This window comes from Ideonella sp. FW305-24, assembly GCF_058788035.1.
The window spans coordinates 259,613-277,907 of the sequence record NZ_JBYTAI010000005.1 but is presented as its reverse complement, the minus strand read 5'-3'; the positions used below and the strand labels follow the sequence as shown (position 1 = coordinate 277,907).

The 18,295-nt window shown below is 67.8% G+C and carries 14 protein-coding genes; 8 read left to right on the top strand and 6 right to left on the bottom strand.

Annotated elements, in window-relative coordinates:
- Positions 1-121 precede the first annotated feature (121 nt).
- The 5 genes from AC3WR5_RS15855 (at position 122) to AC3WR5_RS15835 (ending at position 4,263) form a co-directional block, all read left to right on the top strand.
- Entirely contained in the window at positions 122-1,051 is a 930-nt protein-coding gene (locus AC3WR5_RS15855) for a transporter substrate-binding domain-containing protein (RefSeq protein WP_492485682.1), read from the top strand.
- Positions 1,052-1,101: 50 nt separating this feature from the next.
- The gene (locus tag AC3WR5_RS15850; RefSeq protein ID WP_492485681.1) at positions 1,102-2,031 is read left to right on the top strand and encodes an amino acid ABC transporter substrate-binding protein; all 930 of its coding nucleotides are present in this window, start codon (positions 1,102-1,104) and stop codon (positions 2,029-2,031) included.
- 82 nt (positions 2,032-2,113) lie between these two features.
- The gene (locus AC3WR5_RS15845) at positions 2,114-2,857 is read left to right on the top strand and encodes an amino acid ABC transporter permease (protein ID WP_492485680.1); all 744 of its coding nucleotides are present in this window, start codon (positions 2,114-2,116) and stop codon (positions 2,855-2,857) included.
- Positions 2,854-3,519: an amino acid ABC transporter permease gene (locus AC3WR5_RS15840; RefSeq protein ID WP_492485679.1), complete on the top strand. Its 666-nt coding sequence runs from the start codon at positions 2,854-2,856 to the stop codon at positions 3,517-3,519. The genes AC3WR5_RS15845 and AC3WR5_RS15840 overlap by 4 nt, the downstream gene beginning before the upstream one ends.
- A 9-nt stretch (positions 3,520-3,528) precedes the next feature.
- Positions 3,529-4,263 (top strand): amino acid ABC transporter ATP-binding protein, encoded by a 735-nt coding sequence (locus AC3WR5_RS15835; RefSeq protein ID WP_492485678.1) that lies wholly within the window; start codon positions 3,529-3,531, stop codon positions 4,261-4,263.
- A gap of 140 nt (positions 4,264-4,403) precedes the next feature.
- Here AC3WR5_RS15835 and AC3WR5_RS15830 read toward each other — a convergent pair whose 3' ends face one another.
- Complete coding sequence (locus AC3WR5_RS15830) at positions 4,404-4,709, bottom strand: hypothetical protein (protein WP_141287139.1); 306 nt, start codon at positions 4,707-4,709, stop codon at positions 4,404-4,406.
- A gap of 219 nt (positions 4,710-4,928) precedes the next feature.
- On the opposite strand from AC3WR5_RS15830, the gene pyrC reads away from it, so the two are divergent.
- A complete protein-coding gene (pyrC, locus tag AC3WR5_RS15825) occupies positions 4,929-6,005 on the top strand; it encodes a dihydroorotase (RefSeq protein WP_141287141.1) in 1,077 nt (358 codons plus the stop codon).
- Between the two features lie 95 nt (positions 6,006-6,100).
- Complete coding sequence (locus AC3WR5_RS15820) at positions 6,101-9,388, top strand: amidohydrolase family protein (protein WP_492485677.1); 3,288 nt, start codon at positions 6,101-6,103, stop codon at positions 9,386-9,388.
- Positions 9,389-9,760: 372 nt separating this feature from the next.
- Here the strand turns inward: AC3WR5_RS15820 and AC3WR5_RS15815 are convergent, their stop codons facing one another.
- Entirely contained in the window at positions 9,761-12,520 is a 2,760-nt protein-coding gene (locus tag AC3WR5_RS15815) for a di-heme oxidoredictase family protein (protein ID WP_492485676.1), read from the bottom strand.
- Positions 12,521-13,146: 626 nt separating this feature from the next.
- Between AC3WR5_RS15815 and AC3WR5_RS15810 the strand changes: the two genes are divergently transcribed.
- Positions 13,147-14,124 carry a proline iminopeptidase-family hydrolase gene (locus AC3WR5_RS15810; RefSeq protein WP_492485675.1) on the top strand — a complete coding sequence of 326 codons (978 nt, stop codon included), beginning with the start codon at positions 13,147-13,149 and terminating at the stop codon, positions 14,122-14,124.
- 111 nt (positions 14,125-14,235) lie between these two features.
- Here the strand turns inward: AC3WR5_RS15810 and AC3WR5_RS15805 are convergent, their stop codons facing one another.
- From AC3WR5_RS15805 to AC3WR5_RS15790, 4 genes are read right to left on the bottom strand one after another with little or no spacing between them, the layout of a single operon-like run.
- The gene (locus AC3WR5_RS15805) at positions 14,236-15,246 is read right to left on the bottom strand and encodes an ABC transporter ATP-binding protein (RefSeq protein WP_492485674.1); all 1,011 of its coding nucleotides are present in this window, start codon (positions 15,244-15,246) and stop codon (positions 14,236-14,238) included.
- Positions 15,246-16,301 (bottom strand): ABC transporter ATP-binding protein, encoded by a 1,056-nt coding sequence (locus AC3WR5_RS15800; RefSeq protein WP_492485673.1) that lies wholly within the window; start codon positions 16,299-16,301, stop codon positions 15,246-15,248. The genes AC3WR5_RS15805 and AC3WR5_RS15800 overlap by 1 nt, the downstream gene beginning before the upstream one ends.
- Entirely contained in the window at positions 16,294-17,265 is a 972-nt protein-coding gene (locus tag AC3WR5_RS15795) for an ABC transporter permease (protein WP_141288586.1), read from the bottom strand. Before AC3WR5_RS15795 ends, AC3WR5_RS15800 begins: the two co-directional genes overlap by 8 nt.
- Positions 17,262-18,284, bottom strand: a complete 1,023-nt coding sequence (locus tag AC3WR5_RS15790; RefSeq protein WP_492485672.1) for an ABC transporter permease — start codon at positions 18,282-18,284, stop codon at positions 17,262-17,264. Before AC3WR5_RS15790 ends, AC3WR5_RS15795 begins: the two co-directional genes overlap by 4 nt.
- Positions 18,285-18,295: the final 11 nt, after the last annotated feature.

The following is an 18,295-nucleotide window of genomic DNA, read 5'->3' as shown; positions in this document are numbered from 1 at the left end:
TGGTGCCCCGCTGCGCTGGGCTGGCACGGTGTCTGCATTAGGGGGTGGATGGCGCAAATGCGCCACCAATACCGTACAAGCAGGCCAGCAGCAGATGGGCAGTCACCAGGCAAGGGGAGCGATGAGGCAAACAGCCGTCAGGCTGTGCGCTGCCGTCGCCCTTTGCGGGCTGGCGCTGGTGGGTCGCGCGGTCACCCCGGTGGCTGCCGCGGCCAGCGCGGTGCCGGCCTCGCCCACGCTGGCGCGCATTGCCGAAACCGGCCCCATCAACCTGGGCCACCGCGAGTCCTCGGTGCCGTTTTCGTATTACGACGGCAAGCGCCAGGTGGTCGGCTACTCGCAGGACCTGATGCTGAAGGTGGCCGACGCGATCAAGGCCGAGCTGAAGCTGCCGGCGCTGACGCTGAAGCTGGTGCCCGTCACCTCGCAGAACCGCCTGGCGCTGGTGCAGAACGGCACCGTGGACCTGGAATGCGGTTCGACCTCGAACACGGCCGAGCGCGGCCGGCTGGTCGCGTTTTCCACCTCCATCTTCGTCATCAGCACGCGGTTGCTGGTCAAGCGCGACGCCGCCATCAAGGACTTTGCCGACCTGGCCGGCCGCAAGGTCGTCGTCACCTCCGGCACCACCTCGGACCGGCTGCTGCGCACCTACAACGAGTCCCGCGGCAGCCGCATCCAGATCGTCACCGCACGCGACCATGACGACGCCTTCCAGGCGCTGGAGCAAGGCCAGGTCGAGGCGCTGATGCTGGACGACGCGCTGCTCTACGGCGAGCGCGCCAAGGCGCGCCTGCCGGAGGACTGGATCGTCACCGGCACGCCGATGTCCTCCGAGGTCTACGGCTGCATGATGCGGCGCGACGACCCGGCGCTGAAGGCCGTGGTGGACCGCGCGTTGACCCGCTTGTTGACCAGCGGCGAGGCCTTGAAGATCTACACCCGCTGGTTCCAGCGGCCCATTCCGCCGCGCGGCCAGAACCTGAACTGGCCGCCGTCCGAGTCCCTGCTCAAGCTTTACCGCCAACCCGGTGACCAGCCGCTCCCCTGAGGCTGGCCCGCGTTTCCTTTTTTCGTTTCCTGACCATGATGGAGTCCTTGATGTTCACCAAACTTGTTTCCCCTTCGACCCGCCGTGCACTGTTGGCTGCAGCCGCCCTGTCCGCCGTGGTCGGCAGCGTGCATGCCCAGGCCACCGACACGCTGAAGAAGATCAAGGACAGCGGCAGCGTCACGATGGGTGTGCGCGAGTCGTCCGGCGCGCTGTCGTACACCCTGGGTGACGGCAAGTACGTCGGCTACCACATCGAGATTTGCGAGAAGGTGCTGAGCGACGTGCGCAAGCAGCTGGGCCTGAGCTCGCTGGCCGTGAAGTACCAGCCGGTCACTTCGCAAAACCGCATCCCGCTGGTCCAGAACGGCACCGTGGACATCGAGTGCGGCTCCACCACCAACAACGCCACGCGCCAGAAGGACGTGGCCTTTGCCGTCACGACCTACGTCGAAGAAGTGCGCATCGCGGTGAAGGCCAACTCCGGCATCACGTCCATCGCCCAACTGGCTGGCAAGACGATTGCCACCACCACCGGCACCACCTCGGTGCAGACGCTGCGCAAGCACGAACGCGCCACTGGTGTGGACTTCAAGGAACTGTTCGGCAAGGACCACGCCGACAGCTTCCTGCTGCTCGAATCGGGCCGTGCCGATGCCTTCGTGATGGATGGCCAGATCCTGGCCGGCAACATCTCCAAGGCCAAGAACCCGGCCGACTTCAAGATCGTCGGCGAAGTGCTGTCGGTCGAGCCGATCGCGATCATGATCCGCAAGGACGACCCGGCCTTCAAGAAGGCCGTGGACGACAGCATCAAGGCGATGATGAAGTCCGGCGACATCGCCAAGCTCTACGACAAGTGGTTCCTGCAGCCCATCCCGCCGGCCAACACCAAGGTTGGCCTGCCGCTGTCTGAAGCCACCAAGGCGGCCTGGGCGAACCCGAACGACAAGCCGATGGAAGACTACGCGAAGAAGTGATCTGCGCTTCATGCTGAGGCGCCGTCGCTGAGCGGCGGCGCCCTGCATGACTCATCGAGGCCAGCCAGGAGGGAAGTTCGCAATGGCGACTTGGGATTGGGAGGTGTTCTGCAAGGACACCATTGAACAACAGGTGGCCCCGCGGTGCTTCGGCACCAAGGGCGACGTCACCTACCTGGACTGGCTGCTGTCGGCCTGGGGCTGGACGCTGAGCGTGTCGGTCCTGGCGCTGATCGTTGCGCTGCTGGTCGGCTCGCTGATGGGCATTCTGCGCACCACGCCGAGCAAGGCGCTGGTGGCCTTCGGCAATGCCTGGACCGAGCTGTTCCGCAACATTCCGCTGCTGGTGCAGATCTTCCTCTGGTACCACGTGCTGCCCACGCTGGTGCCGCCGCTGCGTGCGGTGCCCAGCTTCCTGCTGGTGGTCGTGGGCCTGGGCTTCTTCACATCGGCGCGCGTGGCCGAGCAGGTGCGCGCCGGCATCCAGAGCCTGCCGAAAGGCCAGCGCTACGCCGGCCTGGCGATGGGCCTGACGCTGCCGCAGACCTACCGCTACGTGATCCTGCCGATGGCCTTTCGCATCGTCATCCCGCCGCTCACCAGCGAGAGCATGAACATCGTGAAGAACTCGTCGGTGGCCTTCGCGGTGAGCGTGGCCGAGCTGACCCAGTTCGCGATGCAGGCGCAGGAGGAAACCTCGCGCGGCATCGAGGTCTACCTCGCGGTGACCGGGCTGTACTTCGTGTCCGCCTTTGCCATCAACCGGATCGCCAAGCTGATCGAAGGCTGGATCCGCGTGCCGGGCGTCGCGGGAGGTGGGCGATGAATCTCGATTTTTCCTTCCTCAGCTGGCAGATCGTCTCCAGCTTCATTGCCAAGGGCTTCTTCTTCTCGATCCAGCTGACGCTGGTCGCGATGATCTGCGGCATCGCACTGGGCACGCTGCTGGCGCTGATGCGCCTGTCCGGCAAGCCGTGGCTGGTGTGGCCGGCCACGATCTACGTGGACACGCTGCGTTCCATCCCGCTGGTGATGGTCATCCTGTGGTTCTTCCTGCTGATCCCTCTGCTGATCGGCCGCCCGATGGGCGCCGAGTTGTCGGCCATCATCACCTTCTCGGTGTTCGAGGCAGCCTACTACTCGGAGATCATGCGGGCCGGCATCCAGAGCGTGCCGCGCGGCCAGCAGTACGCTGGCTACGCGGTCGGCATGACCTATGCGCAGACCATGAAGCTGGTGGTGCTGCCGCAGGCCTTCCGCAACATGTTGCCGGTGCTGCTGACCCAGACCATCGTGCTGTTCCAGGACACCTCGCTGGTCTATGCCATCGGCGCCTATGACCTGCTCAAGGGCTTCGAGGTGGCCGGCAAGAACTTCAACCGCCCGGTCGAGACCTACCTGGTCGCCGCGGTTGTCTACTTCGTCATCTGCTTCAGCCTGTCGATGCTGGTGCGTCGCCTGCAGAAGAAAATCGCCATCATCAGATAAGGACATGCCGTGATCGACATCAAGAACATCTCCAAGTGGTACGGCAGCTTCCAGGTGCTGACCGATTGCACGACGACGATCAAGAAGGGCGAAGTGGTGGTCGTCTGCGGGCCTTCGGGCTCGGGCAAGTCCACGCTGATCAAGACGGTGAACGCGCTGGAGCCGTTCCAGAAGGGCGACATCGTGGTCGACGGCATCAGCCTGTCGGACCCCAAGACCAACCTGCCCAAGCTGCGCAGCCGCGTGGGCATGGTGTTCCAGCATTTCGAGCTGTTCCCGCACCTCTCGGTGACCGAGAACCTGACGCTGGCGCAGATCAAGGTGCTGGGCCGCAGCAAGGACGACGCCGTCGTCCGCGGCCTGAAGATGCTGGAACGCGTGGGCCTGAGCGCCCACAAGGACAAGTTCCCCGGCCAGCTCTCCGGCGGTCAGCAGCAGCGCGTGGCGATTGCCCGTGCGCTGTCGATGGACCCGATGGTGATGCTGTTCGACGAACCCACCTCGGCGCTGGACCCGGAAATGGTTGGCGAAGTGCTGGACGTGATGGTCAAGCTGGCCGAAGAAGGCATGACGATGATGTGCGTGACCCACGAAATGGGTTTCGCCAAGAAGGTCAGCAACCGCGTGATCTTCATGGACGCCGGCAAGATCATCGAGGACTGCAAGAAGGATGACTTCTTCGGCAATGCCGATGAACGCTCCCCACGCGCCAAGGATTTCCTGTCGAAAATCCTGCAGCATTGAACAGGCAGTGAGCTGCCGGCCCGAGATTCACGGGCAGGACCGGGCCGGCGCCTCCGTCAAGGGAGCGCCGGCCCTTTTTGTCGGAGCCGGAGACGCAGCCCGCCCGGCGGGTGGGATCAGGTACGCCTGAAACCGGGTGCTCAATGCAGCAGGAGGGACTGGATCCACTCCGCGGACTGGCTGACCTCGGTGTCCACCGAACGTGCCAGCGGCTGGTAGCGCAGGCCGATGGCCACGCGACCGGTCCACCAGACCAGCCGGCCGGTGGGCAGGGCCACCAGTCCCGGCGTGGCCTGCTCGGGCACGCAGCACGAGGCTTCGCTGATGCCGGGCGCGGTGGCTGAAGGCAGTTGCAAGGGCCGCGCGATGTGTCGGCGGGCGCTGTCGCGGCGTTCGGCCGCCAGCGGGCTGGGGAAGATCTGTTTCTGGACAGCAATTTCAGACATGGCGCGCTCCTGAAGACAAACCCCGTGACCGCCGCGACCGCAGGCGGTCCACGAGGGCATCGTGAACATTCTTGGGAGGGGTCGCAATGGGGTTGATCATGCGGCGCAACAGATGTCCTTGATGCCAGCGTGCAGCGCACGCGCGCGTGCGGTTTGTCCTACGCTTGGGGATTGGTTTCGCGACGGAGCGGCCGTCGCCCCGGTGGGAGAATCCGCCGCATGACTGCTGCCGCGATTTCCCCTGCTTCCACCACGCCCGCCGCCGTGGACCGCCTCACCCTGATCCGCCCGGACGACTGGCACCTGCACGTGCGCGACGGCGCGCCCATGCATGGCGTGGTGCCGGCCAGCGCGCGCCAGATGGGCCGCGCGCTGATCATGCCCAACCTGCGCCCGCCGGTGACCACGGCCGCGCAGGCAGCGGCCTACCGCGAGCGCATCCTCGGCGCCGTGCCCGCAGGGCGGGATTTCCAGCCGCTGATGTCGCTCTACCTGACCGACAACACGCCCCCGGAAGAGATTGCCAAGGCCAAGGCCGCCGGCGTGGTCGCGCTCAAGCTTTATCCGGCTGGCGCCACCACCAACAGCGACGCCGGCGTGACCGACCTGCGCAAGTCCTACAGGACGCTGGAGGCGATGCAGCGCGAAGGCCTGCTGCTGCTGGTGCACGGGGAAGTGACGGACCCCGAGGTGGACCTGTTCGACCGCGAGGCGGTGTTCGTCGAGCGCGTGATGAAGCCGCTGCGCCAGGACTTCCCCGAGCTGAAGATCGTGATGGAACACCTCACGACCAAGGAAGGCGCCGAATACGTGGCCCAGGCCGGCCAGTACACGGCCGGCACCTTCACCGCGCACCACCTGCTCTACAACCGCAACGCCATCTTCCTCGGTGGCCTGCGCCCGCACTACTACTGCCTGCCGGTGCTCAAGCGCGAAGTGCACCGCCAGGCCCTGGTCGCAGCGGCCACCTCCGGCTCGGACCGCTTTTTCCTCGGCACCGACAGCGCGCCGCATGCCTCGGTGATGAAGGAGGCCTCGGTCTGCGGCGCGGGCTGCTTCACCGCCCTGAGCGCGCTGGAGCTTTACGCCGAAGCTTTCGATAACGCCGGCGCGCTGGACAAGCTCGAAGGCTTCGCCAGCCTGCACGGGCCAGCCTTCTACGGCCTGCCGCCGAACACCGACACGGTGACCCTGGTGCGCGAGGCATGGACCTTGCCTGAGGCCATCCCGTTTGGCGACGCGCAGCTCAAGCCGCTGCGCGGCGGCGAGACCGTCGCCTGGCGCCTGGTCGACTGAGCGCCAAGACCTTCCAGCGGCGCTTTCGGGCGCCGTTTTTCATGGACCCGGCAGGTCTGCCCACAAGGCGGGCCGTGCCACAGGAACCCTGCAGCATGCACCCGCTTCCCGGCTTTGCTCGCGCCCGCACCCTGGCGCCGCTCGTCTCGCTGGCCCTGGCTTTTCCGACCTGGGGCGCAGACACGCCGCAGGCTGCCGACAAACCGCCCGCCTGGAACGTCAACCAGCCGCCCGGCCCGGCCAAGACGGTCAAGCTGGACACGCGCACCGGCACCTGGATGAGCGTTGACATCAGCCCGGACGGCCAGACCCTGGTCTTCGACCTGCTGGGCGACCTCTACCTGCTGCCGGTCGCTGGCGGCGAGGCGAAACCGCTGACACATTCCATGGCCTGGGAACAGCAGGCCCGCTTCTCGCCAGACGGCAAGCAGATCGCCTACGTCAGCGATGCCGGCGGCGGCGACAACCTCTGGGTCATGAACGTGGATGGCAGTGGTGCGCGCGCCATCACCAAGGAAGACTACCGGCTGCTGAACAGCCCCGTCTGGCACCCGAACGGCCAGTACATCGCCGCGCGCAAGCACTTCACCGGCACCCGCTCGCTGGGCTCGGGCGAGATCTGGCTTTACCACGTGAACGGCGGCAAAGGCCTGCAGCTCAACGAGAAGCCGAACTGGCAGAAGGACCGCGGTGAGCCCGCGCTGTCGCCGGACGGCAACTTCCTCTACTACTCGCAGGACAGCACGCCCGGCACCAGCTTCGAATACAACAAGGACGCCAACGGCGACATCTTCCGCATCTACCGCCAGGACCTGCGCGACGGCAGCACCGAGACGCTGGTGCGCGGCCCCGGCGGCGCGGTGCGGCCCACGCCTTCGCCCGACGGGCAGTGGCTGGCCTTCGTGCGCCGCGTTCGCAATCAGAGCACGCTGTTCCTGAAGAACCTGCGCACCGGCGAGGAACGCGCCGCCTGGTCTCACCTGGACCGCGACCTGCAGGAAGCCTGGTCGGTCTACGGCGTGTACCCGGCGTTTGCGTGGACGCATGACGCGAAGCAGATCGTCGTCTGGGCCCAGGGCAAGCTCTGGCGCGTGGACCCGTTCAAAGGCAGCGCGGCCGAGATCCCGTTCCACGTGCAGGACACGCGCGAAGTGCGCGAAGCGCGGCGCGAGCCGCAGGTCGTCGCGCCGGACAGCTTCCCGGTACACCAGCTGCGCTGGGTCAACGTCTCGCCGGACGGCAGCCGCGTCGTCTACTCCGCCTTGGGGCACCTCTATGAAAAACGCCTGCCGGACGGCACGCCGCGCCGGCTGACGAAACAGGACGAGCGCTTCGAGTTCTTCCCCAGCTTCTCGCGCGACGGCAGGCAACTGGTCTTCACCAGCTGGACCGATGCGCAACTTGGCCAGGTGCGCACGCTGGACCTGGCCAGCGGCCAGGAAACCGTGCTCACGCCCGAGCCCGGCCACTACCTCGCGCCGCGCTTCTCGCCGGACGGCAAGCGCGTGGCCTACAGCAAGGTGCGCGGCGGCTACCTCAGCTCGCCCTGGCATGCGCTGGACACCGGCATCTACCTGGCCGACGCCGATGGCCGCGGCACGCCGCAGCGCATCGTGAAAGACGGCGAAGCGCCGCAGTTCGGCGTCAGCAGCGACACGCTGTATTTCACCCGAGACCTCAGCACCAGCGAGGTCGACATGCAGCATAAGCTGATGCGCCTGAACCTGGCGGACCGGCAGGAGACGGAGGTCGCGCACAGCGAGTTCGCGTCCGAATTCGCCGTCTCGCCCAACGGCCAGTGGCTGGGCTTTGTCGAACGCTTCCATGCCTACGTGGCGCCGCTGCCGCTGACCGGCAAGCCCATCAGCATCGGCCCGAAGATGGACGGCCTGCCGGTGCGGCAGCTGGACGTGAACGCAGGCGAATACATGCACTGGAGCGGCGACAGCCAGCGCCTGCATGTGGCGATTGGCGACGAGTTGTTCACCACCGCGCTGAGTGCCGCATTTGCGCCAGGGACCGAGGACAGGCCAGGCTACAAGCCGCCGGAGCACGGCCAGAAGATCGGCTTCACGCAGGCGGCCGACAAGCCCGCCGGCCGCGTCGCGATCACCGGCGCGCGCATCGTCACGATGCGCGGCGACGAGGTGATTGAAGACGGCACGGTGCTGGTCGAGGGCAACCGCATCGCCGCAGTCGGCCCGCGCGCTGCGGTCAGCATCCCGGCCGATGCGAAACAGGTCGACGCGCGTGGCAAGACGGTCATCCCCGGCCTGGTCGACGTGCACTGGCATGGCGGCATGGGCGAAAGCGGCGTGATCCCGCAGCAGAGCTGGGTCAACTTCGCGTCGCTGGCCTTTGGCGTCACGACCATCCACGACCCGTCCAACGACAACGGCGAGATCTTCACCCAGTCCGAGCTGCAGCGCGCCGGCCTGGTGGTCGGCCCGCGCATCTTCTCCACCGGCACCATCCTCTATGGCGCCAAGGCGGACCAGACGGCCGTGATCGACAGCCTGGACGATGCGCTGACGCACCTGAAGCGCCAGCAGGCAGAGGGCGCAATCAGCGTGAAGAGCTACAACCAGCCGCGCCGCGATCAACGCCAGCAGGTGATCGAAGCCGCGCGGCAGACCCAGATGATGGTGGTGCCCGAAGGTGGCTCGCTGTTCGAGATGAACATGAGCATGGTGATCGACGGCCATACCGGCATCGAGCACGCCGTGCCGGTGGACACGGTCTACGACGACGTCAAGCAGCTCTGGTCGCAAACGGCAGTGGGCTACACGCCCACGCTGAACGTGGCCTACGGCGGGCTGGACGGCGAGCACTACTGGTACGACCGCACGGAGGTCTGGAAGCACCCGCTGCTGACCCGCTACGTGCCGCCCTCGGTGCTGGTGCCGCGCAGCGTGCGCCGGCCGACCGCGCCGGATGAGGACTACAACGTGATCCGCGCCGCGCGCACCGCCACCGAGCTGTCACGCGCCGGCGTGGGCGTGCAGATCGGCGCGCACGGCCAGCGCGAGGGCCTGGGCGCGCACTGGGAAATGTGGATGTTCGCGCTGGGCGGCATGCAACCGCTGGAGGCCATTCGCGCCGCCACGTTGACCCCCGCGCGCTACCTAGGCATGGACCACGACATCGGCTCGCTGGAGCCCGGCAAGCTGGCCGACCTGGTGATCATCGACGGCAACCCGGTGGCCGACATCCGCCAAAGCGATCGCGTCTTGCAGGTGATGCAGAACGGCCGGCTCTATGACGCAGCCACGCTGAACGAAGTCGCCCCGCGCCAGAAGGCCCGCGCCCCGCTGTTCTTCGCCGGGCAGCAAGGGGCCGCGATGCCGGTGACGCTGCAGGGCCATGGGGCGGATCAGGACTGAGGGCGGGGGGCGGTAACGCTCGCGGAATGTCAGCTCGGACTTGCCTGACGTGATGGCTGTTCATGGTTCGCCCAGTCACGGCGGTGCCACGAATAAATGGGGTCAGCGAATAAATGGGGTCAGAGTCAATTTATCCGGACAGGACCGTGCCCTTGCTTTGAGGTATCTCAAGATAAATTGACTCTGACCCCATTTATTCGCGCTCAACCTCGGCGCCGCGGCAAGCCCAACATCCAACGCTGAGCCTCCGAAGCAATCGCCCCGCCAGTTGCAGCGGCTCCGGTGTGATCCGGGACCGCCGCCACTGGCGGGGCAATGTTGCAGGCGGCCCGAAGGCCGTTGCAACTGAGGTGCCTCAATGAGGCTGTTCCATCACAGCGAGTTCAGGAACGCCAGCATCGCCTCTCGGTCCGCCTTGCTCAACGCTTCGAAGCGCTGGCGGCTCTTGGTGGCTTCGCCGCCGTGCCACAGGATGGCCTCGGTCAGCGTGCGGGCGCGGCTGTCGTGCAGGTAGCCGACCTTGCCTGCGGTGCCGGCCACCTTCTCGGTGTAGCCCACGCCCCACAGCGCCGAGGTGCGCCACAGGCTGCCGGTGGCCTGGCCTTCGACCAGGTTGTCGGCCAGGTCCGGGCCCATGTCGTGCAGCAGCATGTCGGTGTAGGGTTTGATGGTCTGGTTGCGGTTCTCGGCCAGCTCGGAGAGGCCGCCGGTCTTGATCTCGGCGGTGTGGCAGGCCACGCAGCGGGTGCTGGCAAACAGCTGGGCACCGGCGGCCACCTGCGTCGGGTTCACGTCCAGGTAGGACAGCGGCGTGACACCCTTGGGGAAGCCGCTGGCCTGGCTGCGCTGCGCGGGCACGCCCAGCAGGCCGAGGTAACGGGTGAGCAGTTGCAGTGCGTCTTCGCTGATGCCGGGTTCGACCTTGGCGGTGGTGCAGTTCGCCGGGCCGGCCAGGCAGTCCCGGTTCGGATAGACCGGCGAGGTGACCGACATGTCCTGCAGCGCCGCGGCCGCGGCCTGGTGGCGCAGGCTGACCTTGGCAGCCTTCCAGCCGTAGCGGCCCACGCGCACGGCCTTGGTTTCCGGGTCGTAGACGAAGTTGGCCACGCCCTTCACGCCGTCCTCGTCCGGCGTGCTGCGCACGCGCGAGAGGATTTCGGCATCGGTGATGGCTTCCAGCAGGCCCATGCCGATCATCGGCTGCGCGCTGCGCAGCGAATACACGCTGGGGGTCGGGCCGTCGAAGGCGACCCTGGGCTTGCTCAGTTCCACGGCGGTGCCGTCGGCCAGCGTCACCGTCTTGGTGTCGAAGCCGGCCACGCGCACGCTGGTGCCCCAGTCCTGCGGCAGGCCGGTGCTCAGCGAGCGGCCGTTCATCTGCACGTTCAGGCCATAGGTCGGGTGCGGCAGCTGGTTGCCGTTGCCGTCCAGCGTCGCGGTGCGCACCGCCATCGTGTCCAGCCGCTGGTTCAGCGCGCTGGGTGCGAGGCTGCGGCCGTTGTTGATGTGGCAGCCGAAGCAGGTCGACTGGTTGAAGCGCGGGCCCTGCAGGCGCACGGCCGCTTCGTTGCGGTCGTTGCCGGCTTCGGTGTGGTCGCCGGTCCACATGTTGGTGTGGATCCAGCGCCGGCCTTCGACAAAGCGCTGCATGTTCTGCATGCCGATCTGGTTGTTCGGCTGCTGGAACATGAACGTGGCGTTGTCGGCGTAGTCATATGAGATGGAGCCAATGCCGCCTTGCAGTGCCTCGGCCGGCAGCGGCGCGTTCATCAGCCGCGGCTGGATGCCGTACCAGGGCCGCAACCCGCTGCCCACCACGTAGGTCACTTCGTTGGTGTAGTAGCGGTAGGCGCCGCTGTCGCCCACGGCGTCCATCGCGGCGCGGCTGGAGAAGAACGAGCCTGTGAACTCGATCGCATCGCCCACCTTCAGCGCACGCGAAGGAACATTCACGCCGTTCGGGACCATCACACCATTGGCATTCGCCGCGATGTCGCTGTGGCCGGGCACGTTGTCCAGCACCACGCTGCAGCCGTCGTTGGCGCCGATCACGCCGTTGTAGCCGCTGGTCGGTCTGGCCAGCGCGTTCTGCGGTGGCTTGGCGATCACCGGGCAGGAGGTCAGGTCCTTGAAGCCGTCCGTGTAGGTGGTGTCGTCCAGCAGGTCGCCGGGGGACATCCAGCCATAGCCGGTCACCCCCGGATCGTCGAAGCGCCGGAAGAAGGAATGGCCGCCACCGCGCTGCGCTTCCTGGTAGTACTGGTTGACGACGATGGTCGGCTTGGTGACGCCGGCCACCTTGCTGTTGTCGATGAACTCCACGCCCCAGGTGCGGTTCTTGAAGTAGTTGGCGACGAAGTTCAGGTGCGCGCCGGGGCCCTTGTCCTGCGGCTTGCCATTGGCGTCCACCGTGTCGTTGACGCCGTAGCCGATCTCGTTCCAGTCCTCGCCACGTTCGCGGGCGTGGCGAGAACGGCCAACCATGCCGAAGCGCGTGACCAGCGTGCCGTCGGCCAATGTGAACTGCACCGTCTCCAGCGGCGCCTGCGCAGCCGGCGGGGCGGCGAGTGCCGCGCCGTTGGCCGGGAACAGCACGGCCGAGGTGGCCAGCACCGGCAGCGAGTTGTCGCTGCCAGGGGACATGAAGCTCACCTCGTACAGCGAGTAGCCATACTGCGTGCCGCGGGCCACGCCCTGCAGGCGCACGTAGCGCACGTTGGCATTCAGGTTGAAGAACTCCTCGTTGCCGCCCTTGCCGCCGATCACGTAGCGGATCTGGTACCAGGTCACGCCGTCGTCCGAGCCCTGGATCGCGTATTCCTTGCCGTAGGCGTTCTCCCAGGACAGCTTCAGGTAGCCCAGCGGCGTCTTGGCACCGAAGTCGAACTGGATCCAGGCCGCATCGTCCTGCGCGCTGGACCAGCGGGTCGTCATGCTGCCGTCGATCGCCAGCGCCGCGCTGTTGCCACCTTCGACCGCCGAAGAAGTGGCGGTCACCGGGTTCACCGCCACGCCAGGCTTGCTCAGGTCAAAGCCGGTGGGCAACTGCTGTGACGGTGGCGGCGCCGGCACGCCGGGCTGGTCGCCGCTGGGCATGGGCGCGGGCGCCGGGCTGGGAGCGGGCTCCAGCACCGGGTCTTCCGGCGTTGGGGTGGGCGCCGGAGCCGGTGAGGGCGGCGCCGGCTCGTTGGCGGTGGGCGGACTGCCGACGGTGTCCGTTCCACCCCCACCCCCACCACCGCAGGCAGCAAGCCCCAGGGCAGCGCTGAACATCAGGCCCAGCGTGAGCGAGGAGCGCAGCGGAGATGGTGACGGCGGTTGAGGGGCGGGGCAGGGGGTCGGTGTGGGCAAGGGGGAACCGGGACTGCGCATGTCGTTCGCTCTGACTTGGTCTTGTGGAATGGACGCGATGCGTCACATGCCCTCGTCGAAAAGGGGCTGCGGCGCGTCGCTGCCTCGATGGGGCCTTGAACTGCAAGAAAAACGCCAGTGGAACCGGTTGGGGGTCGTGGTTTAGCGCGCCGTAACATCCATGCGGAACGTCCCATGCAATGGTTCTCCTGGGAAACTGCATTCGGCGCAAGTGCTGACTCGCCAACATGTAACCTTCTTGGCCGGGTCTGCGAGGTGACCATCCTGGTCAGGGGGCACACGCAGATGGACCGACTTTGTCGCAGCCTGCGTGGGCGTGATGGGTCGGGCGTCTACCATGGTTGCCTGCCGCCCGGTTTCCGGGGCGGTCCAACCTGGAGCCCGTGATGTCGTCGAACGCCGCCGCTGCCGATCTGGCCAGCTACCTGCATGTGTCTGATCGCGAAGACGCCTGGTCCGGCGGCGCTCGTCTGATCCCCGTGACCACGCCTAGCGGGACTTTCAAGGTCTGGACCAAGCGCGTGGGCCACAACCCACAGCTCAAGCTGCTGCTCTTGCACGGCGGCCCGGGCGCCACCCACGAGTATTTCGAGGCCTTCGACAGCTTCCTGCCGGAGGCCGGCATCGAGTATTACTACTACGACCAGCTGGGTTCACACCGCAGCGACCAGCCCACCGACCCCGCGCTGTGGGACACCGCCCGTTTTGTCGATGAAGTCGAACAGGTGCGCCAGGCCCTGGGCCTGGACGCCAGCAACTTCGTGCTGCTGGGCCATTCCTGGGGTGGTGTGCTGGCCATCGAATACGCGCTGGCCCATCAGCAGCACCTCAAGGGCCTGGTGATCTCCAACATGATGGCCAGCTTCCCGGCCTACAACGACTATGCCCGCAAGGTGCTGATGCCGCAGATCGACCCGGCGGTGCTGGCCGAGATCCAGGCGCTGGAGGCGGCGCAGGACTATGCGAACCCGCGCTACATGGGTCTGCTGATGGCGCATCACTATGTGTTCCACATCCTGCGCCGCCCGGCCGAGGCATGGCCCGATCCGGTCAACCGCGCGTTTGCGCACATCAACCAGTCGGTCTACATCCCCATGCAAGGCCCCAGCGAGCTGGGCGCCAGCGGCAAGCTGGTTGAATGGGACCGCTTTGATGACCTCCAGCGCATCCGGGTGCCCACCCTGACCATCGGCAGCGCGTACGACACCATGGACCCGGCGCATGTCGAGGCCATGGCGCAGCAGCTTCCTCGGGGCGAGTACCTGCATTGCCCCGAAGGCAGCCACATGGCGATGTACGACGATCAGCTGACCTACATGCGCGGCCTGATCGGCTTCCTGCACCGGCTGCAGGCGCAAGGCTGAAAGACGCTCCGAACCGGGCGCCCCATCCTGCGGGGCCAGCGCCGGGCCGCTCCCAAGCGGCCCCGCAACGCGCCCGGCGGGTGGCTTCGCGTACCCGCGAAGCCGGGTGCCCTAGTTCAAGGGGAAGTGGCAGGCGACCTGGCGGCCGCCGCTGAGGCCTTGCAGGGTGGGGCGCTCGGTACGGCAGCGCTCGGTGGCCGCCGGGCAACGCGGGTGGAAGCGGCAGCCTGGGGGCGGGTTCAGCGGGCTGGGTGGGTCGCCCTGCAGCAGGATGCGCGGGCGGCGCGCCGCGCCTGAGACCCGGGGCACGGGCACCGACGAGATCAGCGCTGCCGTGTAGGGGTGGGCCGGCTGGGCGTAGAGCGCGTCGGTGGGGCCGATCTCGACGATGCTGCCCAGGTACATCACGGCGGTGCGACTGGAAACCTGGCGCACCACGCTCAGGTCATGGGCGATGAAGAGATAGGTCAGCCCCAGGCGTTCCTGCAGGTCGGCCAGCAGGTTGATGACCTGGGCCTGGACGGACACGTCCAGCGCGGAGACGGGTTCGTCCGCCACCACCAGCCGCGGGTTCAGCGCCAGTGCGCGGGCAATGCCGATGCGCTGGCGCTGCCCGCCGGAGAACTCGTGCGGGAAGCGCTGCAACTGCTCGGGCCGCAGGCCCACCAGCTCGGCCAGTTCCCGTACCCGCGCCTGCACTTCGCTTGCGCTGCGACTGCCCTGCGGCCCGGGGTGCACCCGCAGCGGCTCGGCGATCAGGTCACCCACGCGGCGGCGCGGGTTCAGCGAGGTGCTGGGGTCCTGGAACACCATCTGCAGCCGGGGCCGCAGCGGGCGCAGGGCGGCGCTGCCCAGGTGGGTGATGTCCCGGCCCTCGAAGCGCAGCGCGCCCGCCGTGATCCCATGCAGCCGCACCAGGCAGCGTGCCAGCGTGGATTTGCCACAACCCGATTCGCCGACCAGGCCCAGGGTCTCGCCCGGCCAGACCTGGAAGGACACGTCATCCACGGCCTGCACCGTCTGGCGCCCGGCGCGAGAGAGCGCCGAGCCCACGCTGAACTGCTTGCGCAGGTGCAGGGCCTCCAGGAGGGGTACTGCGGCTGCGGAGGGGGTGTCGGGCATCAGGCGTCCAGCGAAGAGGTGCAGCGCTCGCGTGCGGGGGCACGTTCGTCGGCCGGGAGCAGGCAGGCAGCGGCGTGCGCGCGCGGCGCCAACGGGCCCGGTGCGCCCGGTGCGCCGGCCTGCAGCAGGGGCCGTTGCTGCGCGCAGGCGGCATGGGCAGCCGCACAGCGCGGCGCAAAAGCGCAGCCCGGCGGCAGGGCCGACAAGGCCGGCGGCAGGCCGGCGATGGCGGGCAGGCGGCGCGGGCGCGGGCCATCCAGTGGTGGGATCGAGCCCAGCAGGCCCCAGGTGTAGGGGTGCCAGGGTGTGTCGAACAGGTCGGTTGCGCTGCCTTGCTCCACCACCCGGCCGGCATACATCACCATCACCCGGTCGGCTGTTTCGGCCACCACGCCCATGTCGTGCGTGACCAGCAGCACCGCCGAGCCGAACTGCTCGCGCAGCCGGTGGATCAGGCCCAGGATCTGCGCCTGCACCGTCACGTCCAGCGCGGTGGTGGGCTCGTCGGCGATCAGCACGGCCGGGTTGCAGCTCAAGGCCATGGCGATCACCGCGCGCTGGCGCATGCCGCCGGAAAGCTCGTGCGGGTAGCGCTCGAACTGCTGCGCCGGGCTGGGCATGCCCACGGCGGCCAGCAGCTCGATGGCGCGGGCTCGCGCCGCAGCCTGCGAAAGATCGGTGTGCGCGCGCAGCTGCTCGACGATTTGCCAGCCCACGCGCCAGACCGGCGTCAGCGCGGTCATCGGATCCTGGAACACATAGGCGATCTCGCGGCCTCGCACCGACTGCAGCTCGCCTGCGGACAGGCCGATCAACTCGCGCCCGCGAAAGCGCACCGAACCTTCGATCTCCACGTTCGGGTTGTCGATCAGCCCCAGCAGGCTCATCAGCGTGACCGACTTGCCTGAGCCGGACTCGCCCACCACGCCCAGGATCTCGCCGGCCGAGAGCTCGAAGGAGACGCCGTCCACCGCGCGCACCCGGCCTTGCGCGGAGCGGAAGCTCACGCGCAGGTCGCGCACGGACAGCAGCGGTTCAAGGCTGGATTCAGGCATCGCGCACCCGCGGGTCGATGAAGGCATAGGCCACGTCCACCAGGGCATTGGCCGCGACGACGAAGAAGGAGGCGTACATCACCGTGGCCATGATCACCGGCAGGTCCAGGGTCTGCAGCGAGTCGTAGGTCAGCTTGCCGATGCCGGGCAGGCCGAACACGACCTCGGTCAGCAGCGCGCCGCCGCCCACCAGCGCGCCAAAGTCCAGCCCGAAGAGCGTGACCACGCTGATCAGCGAGGTGCGCAGCGCATGCGCCAGCAGCACCCGGCGCGGGCTCAGGCCCTTGGCGCGGGCGGTGCGGATGTAGTCCTCCTGCCCGGCCTCGATCAGCGCCGCGCGCAGCACCCTGCCGTACAAACCCATGTAGAGCACCGAGAGCGTCAGGCAGGGAAAGACCAGGCACAGCAGCCAGCCCAGCGGGCTCTGGCTGAAGGGCACGTAGCCCAGCGGCGGCACCCAGCTGAACAGCCAGGTGTCATGCCAGCGGCTCTGGGTGACGAGGTTGACCACCGAGCCCAGCCAGTAGACCGGCATGGAGATGCCGACCAGGCCCAGCACCATCAGCAGCTTGTCGGGCCAGCGGCCGCGGTGCGCCGCCGCGACCAGGCCCATCAGCACGCTGCCCAGCAGCCACAGCAGCGCCGCGCCGCCCACCAGCGACAAGGTGACCGGCATGGCCGCCGCGATCTCGGGCAGCACCTGTTCGCCGCGGTTGACGAAGGAGGTCAGCTCGCCGGTGATGAACAGCCGCTTCATCAGCAGCCCGTATTGCACGGCCATGGGCTGGTCGAAGCCGAAGTCGTGCCGCACGGCGGCCAGCGTCTCGGGCGAGGCATTGCGCCCGGCAATGCGTGCGGAAGGGTCGGCACCCGGCGTGGCAAAGAAGATCGCAAAGGTCAGGATGCTGATGCCCGCCATCACGAACAGCATCTGGCCCAGGCGCCGCAGAATGGCCAGCGTCATGACCCGCCCCCTTTGACCCTGAAGGTGGCGCGTGGGTCCAGCGCGTCACGCAGCGCGTCGCCCAGCAGGTTCAGCGCCACGACGGTGATCACGATGGCAACGCCGGGCGCCAGCGCCACCATGGGTCGTGTGTAGAGCAGCGAGAGCCCGTCCTGGATGATGGTGCCCCAGCTCGCGTTGGGCGCCTGCACGCCGATGGACAGGAAGGACAGCGCGGACTCGGTCAGCATGTTGAGCGCCATCATCAGCGGCACGAAGACGATCAGCGTGGTGGCCACATTGGGCAGGATGTCCACCCTCAGGATGCGGTGCGTGGGCACGCCCAGGCCGATGGCGGCGTGAACGAAATCGCTGCGCCGAAGCGCCAGGGCCTGCGCCCGCACCGGGCGGGCCACATAAGGCAGGTAGACCAGGCCGATGATCAGCGCCGGCAGCCACAGGCTGTCAGCCTCGATGACCAGCGGCCCCAGGTGCAGCCCGCTGCCGATGGTCACGATGGACAGCGAGATCGCCAGCAGGTAGACCGGGAAGGCCCACAGCACATCCAGCACCCGCGAAAGCAGCCAGTCCACCACGCCGCCGAAATACCCCGCCACGATGCCCAGCAGCGCGCCCAGCAGCAGGCTCAGCAGCGTGGCGCCGCTGGCAATCAGCAGCGAAGCGCGGCCGCCGTAGAGCAGGCGGGCGGCCACATCGCGGCCCTGGTTGTCAGCCCCCAGCAGGTAGGCGCTGGGCTGCCAGGTCGGTCCGATGGGCGTCTGGCCCAGCCCCAGGCCTTCGGTGGACGCCTCGATCACATCGCGCAGCTGGCCGTCCAGCATGACCTGGCCGCTGATGTTGGAGCGAAACGGATCGGCATGCGCCACGCGCTCGGCATAGAGCGGCGCGGCCGCGCAAGCCAGCAGCACCAGCAGCAGCAAGGCGCCGGCCACCAGCGCGCTGCGGTCGGCCAGCAGACGCGCGAGCGCCACCCGCCACAAGCCCGGCGTCATCCCGCCGGCGGGCACATCCGCTTGCATTCGCCGTACCG

Coding starts and splice junctions, on each gene's coding strand:
- AC3WR5_RS15795 (WP_141288586.1), bottom strand. CDS start 17,265: ATGACGCTGGCCATTCTGCGGCGCCTGGGCCAGATGCTGTTCGTGATG.
- AC3WR5_RS15810 (WP_492485675.1), top strand. CDS start 13,147: ATGTCGTCGAACGCCGCCGCTGCCGATCTGGCCAGCTACCTGCATGTG.
- AC3WR5_RS15845 (WP_492485680.1), top strand. CDS start 2,114: ATGGCGACTTGGGATTGGGAGGTGTTCTGCAAGGACACCATTGAACAA.
- AC3WR5_RS15790 (WP_492485672.1), bottom strand. CDS start 18,284: ATGCAAGCGGATGTGCCCGCCGGCGGGATGACGCCGGGCTTGTGGCGG.
- AC3WR5_RS15800 (WP_492485673.1), bottom strand. CDS start 16,301: ATGCCTGAATCCAGCCTTGAACCGCTGCTGTCCGTGCGCGACCTGCGC.
- pyrC (WP_141287141.1), top strand. CDS start 4,929: ATGACTGCTGCCGCGATTTCCCCTGCTTCCACCACGCCCGCCGCCGTG.
- AC3WR5_RS15805 (WP_492485674.1), bottom strand. CDS start 15,246: ATGCCCGACACCCCCTCCGCAGCCGCAGTACCCCTCCTGGAGGCCCTG.
- AC3WR5_RS15850 (WP_492485681.1), top strand. CDS start 1,102: ATGTTCACCAAACTTGTTTCCCCTTCGACCCGCCGTGCACTGTTGGCT.
- AC3WR5_RS15820 (WP_492485677.1), top strand. CDS start 6,101: ATGCACCCGCTTCCCGGCTTTGCTCGCGCCCGCACCCTGGCGCCGCTC.
- AC3WR5_RS15855 (WP_492485682.1), top strand. CDS start 122: ATGAGGCAAACAGCCGTCAGGCTGTGCGCTGCCGTCGCCCTTTGCGGG.
- AC3WR5_RS15840 (WP_492485679.1), top strand. CDS start 2,854: ATGAATCTCGATTTTTCCTTCCTCAGCTGGCAGATCGTCTCCAGCTTC.
- AC3WR5_RS15830 (WP_141287139.1), bottom strand. CDS start 4,709: ATGTCTGAAATTGCTGTCCAGAAACAGATCTTCCCCAGCCCGCTGGCG.